Raw genomic sequence first — 4006 nt, forward strand, 5'->3', positions numbered from 1 at the left:
ACATTGAGTAATTCTTTGGGGAGCTACTGCAGATAACATACTATTTTCAAACAGTTCACAAAAACCATGTGAACCGTTGCAATATAGCAAGGACGCTATATGACATTATACACTAGGTAATAAAAAAAAACGAGGTGGTAAAACTTGAATGTTATCAAAACAGACTCTAAAAGTATTGATTTTATAAAACTTATTAATTTATTGGATAGAGACCTTCATAGTAGATATGAAGAGATACAAGCGAACTATAATGAGCATAATAAAGTAGATAGTATTAGCAGTGTTATTATTATATATGATGGTGATATCCCAATTGCATGTGGTGCTTATAAGGAACATGACGCTACATCAGTAGAATTAAAGAGGATTTATGTAATAAAAGAATATAGAAGACAGGGTGTAGCTAAGTTAGTTGTCAATAAGTTAGAGAATTCAGCAAGAGAAGAAGGTTATATGTATGCGATATTAGAAACAGGAATAAAACAGTATGAAGCAATTAATTTATATAAGTCCATAGGATATAATGTTATTGACAATTATCCACCTTACATAGGAAATAATAATAGTATATGCATGAAAAAAAACTTAAAAGATGGTAAGGATGTGTATTTCCAAAATGCCGATGAATTTATATGAAATTTCAAGTATATTAGTGTGGATTTAATATATTTCTCAAAGATTTTATATTCTATACCAAATATTTTTCATCGCTCATTTGGTTAGTGTTATCAATACTATTATCATAATTTAACGAACTTATTGTGAGAGAAAAAATAAACGCTTCATCATTTAGCAATTAAATGCTAGAATTTCAAATGTGTTACGGTGATATTATATATTTTCATGAGTTACAACTTTGTTACATGCATTCTAAATCGAAATATCTTGACAAGACATTCTATTTGGTAATAACTGTATTACCGTATATTTTTTGCGTCTTGTGAGCACTACCCCAGCTATAACAAAAGAATAAGAACAACAAGAGAGAAAAAAAGGATGTTGGAGCAGAATTTTTGGTAAGTAAAATTTCATATAAATACCAAGAACGTTTTTAAAAAGCTCCTGGTGTGATCCAGGAGCTTAACTATGGGCTAAACATATATTTGAGGAATAGTCGAAAGGCAAACATAAATATATAACTATATCCATATTTTATAAATAATGTTAAAATACGCCTAGATAATTTATGTGTTAAACTAATGGTTAGTGATAGAAAAAATATATTATTGTATCTTTAAAGTCTCATTTATTTTGGTAAATAAGATAGGCATTTATTTGATAAACATAAAATTTTCAATATTGAACTTGCTTAGTTATAGCATGATAAAAAAATAATTCAAGATTATTTAGGGAGGAAGGAATATTGAAATTTTTAAAACTTAAGAAGCTGTGTATACTTTTAATTATAATGATTATATTAAATATTACTAACAAATTAACTTCTTATGATACTGTTTATACCAGTATACTAGCTAATATCCCTTTTGTAGGTGTTAGCTTCATAGCTACAACGGAAGGGGTTAAAGGATTAGGTGGAAATATAAGATTTTTTGATGTTGAAAATAATATTTATTATGACGGTTACATATACAATACTTTTTTTTCCTTATCACGATTAAGACCTATCCAATTGTTTGAAATAGTTCCAAATATAAAATATTCATATTTTAAGATAAAAGCAATAGGTGGAAGGAAAGATACATTCAAAAGCAAAAAATATCAGAAAGAGATTTATAATTGTAGAATTATTGAAGTAATCCCACTTACTTTAGTTTTGAACAAATGAAGCCTTTATAAAATTATCCTTATCGCTGTTATGAAGCAATAGTAAGTATAGCATCTTTTACTGATGTATTTTTCTCTACTTCTTGATCTAATGCGGTTTTGGAGAAAACAAGTTTTCCCAAGGAAAATCTTCTCAAGCAAATACGAAGCTTTTTAAAACTAAGTTCTGATGTCCAAGGGGTATCCCCTTGATAATCTTGTGCTTGAAGCCAACTACTATTAGCATATTTTAGCAGTGCTATCTTTCCAACACTATATGCTACCGCTACAAAATGTATAAATCTGAATGTAGGCAATAGAGCTTGATGCTGATAATCTCCTAAGCCTAAAAGCTGCTTCATATCTCTGATTGCTATTTCGATAGAAAAACGTGAGCCATAAATTTCAATGATTTGAGTTGGATTCAGCGTTATGTCTGTACTGATTAATGCCATTACATTACTACCCAGTTTTGTGACCACTATTCGTACTTTGCGGTCAAGCTCTAATATCCATAAGTCTTTTGCCACAACTTCAATGGCTCTTATTTCTCTATATAAGCATACAGATATCGATTGGATAGGTTCAGTTTTAAAAAGATCAACTATTTTTATCTTTTGTCCTCTTTTTCTTGGTCTGCCACGTTTCTTTGTTTGAGGTTTCTCAGGGTCTAAATACCCCACTGCATTTCTTTTTAATTTTGTAATCATATGAATAGGAGTTTTTCTACTCAAAAGTGGTTGTATAAATGACTTATTACTAAAGTAAGTATCTGCTACTACCCTGACAGTATGCTTACAGGCCCAATCTTCAAACTGGAATAATGTAGTATGGGCATTGTCCCAGAAGCTCATGGGAGTTGCTATTCCATCCGCATCACACATTTATTGAGCGGGGTTCAACTTACCAGATATATTAAAAAATAAAGAGTATTTAAGGAGTGATTCTATGAAGAAATGTATTGTAATAATGGGATAGTCAGAAAAGTAGCACACACTACACTAGATATTAAAAGGAGAGGGTTAAACATGACTATTCCAAATTTAAACAAAGTATATCCAAGAAGTAATGATTACCAAACTATATATCTTAAAAATGTAATTACAAGAGATAATATAGAAGTTGGAGATTATACAATATATAATGACTTTTATAATGACCCAAGAGATTTCGAAAAAAATAATGTACTATATCAGTATCCTATAAACAATGATCAATTGATCATTGGGAAGTTTTGTTCAATTGCATGTAAAGCAAAGTTTCTCATGACCAGTGGAAATCACACAATGAAATCACTATCTACTTATACATTTCCTATTTTCGGAGAAGAATGGGATGAAGCATTAAAGCCAAAAGATGCTTGGGATAACAAAGGTGATATTATAATTGGAAATGATGTATGGATAGGATACGACGCTATAATTATGTCAGGTGTGAAAATTGGTGATGGTGCAATTGTTGGAACCAGAGCAGTAGTTACTAACGATGTTTCACCTTATACTATTGTTGGAGGCGTACCAGCAAAAGTTATAAAGAAAAGGTTTAGTGATAATGTAATTTTAAAATTGCTGAAAATTAAGTGGTGGAATTGGTCATACGAAAAAATCCAAGCAAATATTAAGTACATTCAATCAGGAAATATTAATAAATTAGTTTAATGTTTTGCAACGTATTATTCTTATATTATGTCGCAATATACTAAGGGCAATAGCCCTTTTTTAAATGCTATTTTCTAGGAGGTTATTTTTACATTAATCGTTGTCGTACCCCAATTAGTATTATGTTGCACTGAAATTGCTTATAATTTAGATTACAAAGACGGTTTACAATGTTATTGTAACTTGTCTGTAAATATAATATATTTTGTTATCTCTTTTATTGACAAAGTATAACATTTGTTTATTTTTAGCCATAGGGAGGGATCAATCATTCATCTCAAATATTAAAATTATGTGTTTGCTACCTTTCAGCATTAGATATCTTAATATGCTTTTCATTCTTTCTGACATCTTTACTATTTTTCTTCATTTTTTCAAAATAATCAACAATCTCAATCGTAGTTTCACGCGAAAACATAAGGTGTTCAATACCAACTGGTTTTGATTTTCTAATAAAAAATACATGAGCATTATTACAAATACTATTTCTATCCCCTGGTCTGCTCCACTTCATTTCTGAAATTCTTGATATTTCAGCATATTCAACATGATGCATACATACACCGACTTTAAATCGTACCGTA

General features: G+C 29.8%; 5 protein-coding genes. 3 read left to right on the plus strand and 2 right to left on the minus strand.

The window, feature by feature from the left end; all coding sequences use genetic code 11:
* The first annotated feature begins 144 nt into the window (after positions 1-144).
* Positions 145-636, plus strand: a complete 492-nt coding sequence (locus EV214_RS18380; protein ID WP_132248455.1) for a GNAT family N-acetyltransferase — start codon at positions 145-147, stop codon at positions 634-636.
* Between the two features lie 727 nt (positions 637-1363).
* The gene (locus EV214_RS18385) at positions 1364-1786 is read left to right on the plus strand and encodes a hypothetical protein (RefSeq protein WP_132248457.1); all 423 of its coding nucleotides are present in this window, start codon (positions 1364-1366) and stop codon (positions 1784-1786) included.
* Between the two features lie 28 nt (positions 1787-1814).
* On the opposite strand, the gene EV214_RS18390 is transcribed toward EV214_RS18385, so the two are convergent.
* Complete coding sequence (locus EV214_RS18390; protein WP_243116726.1) at positions 1815-2618, minus strand: IS701 family transposase; 804 nt, start codon at positions 2616-2618, stop codon at positions 1815-1817.
* Between the two features lie 174 nt (positions 2619-2792).
* Here EV214_RS18390 and EV214_RS18395 point away from each other — a divergent pair, with 174 nt between their 5' ends.
* Positions 2793-3422, plus strand: a complete 630-nt coding sequence (locus tag EV214_RS18395; protein ID WP_132248461.1) for a CatB-related O-acetyltransferase — start codon at positions 2793-2795, stop codon at positions 3420-3422.
* Between the two features lie 301 nt (positions 3423-3723).
* Here the strand turns inward: EV214_RS18395 and EV214_RS18925 are convergent.
* Positions 3724-4006 (minus strand): hypothetical protein (locus tag EV214_RS18925; RefSeq protein ID WP_165916476.1); only part of this gene is annotated, 283 nt, incomplete at its 5' end.

The sequence above is a fragment of the Marinisporobacter balticus genome (assembly GCF_004345705.1).
GTDB lineage: Bacteria > Bacillota > Clostridia > Peptostreptococcales > Thermotaleaceae > Marinisporobacter > Marinisporobacter balticus.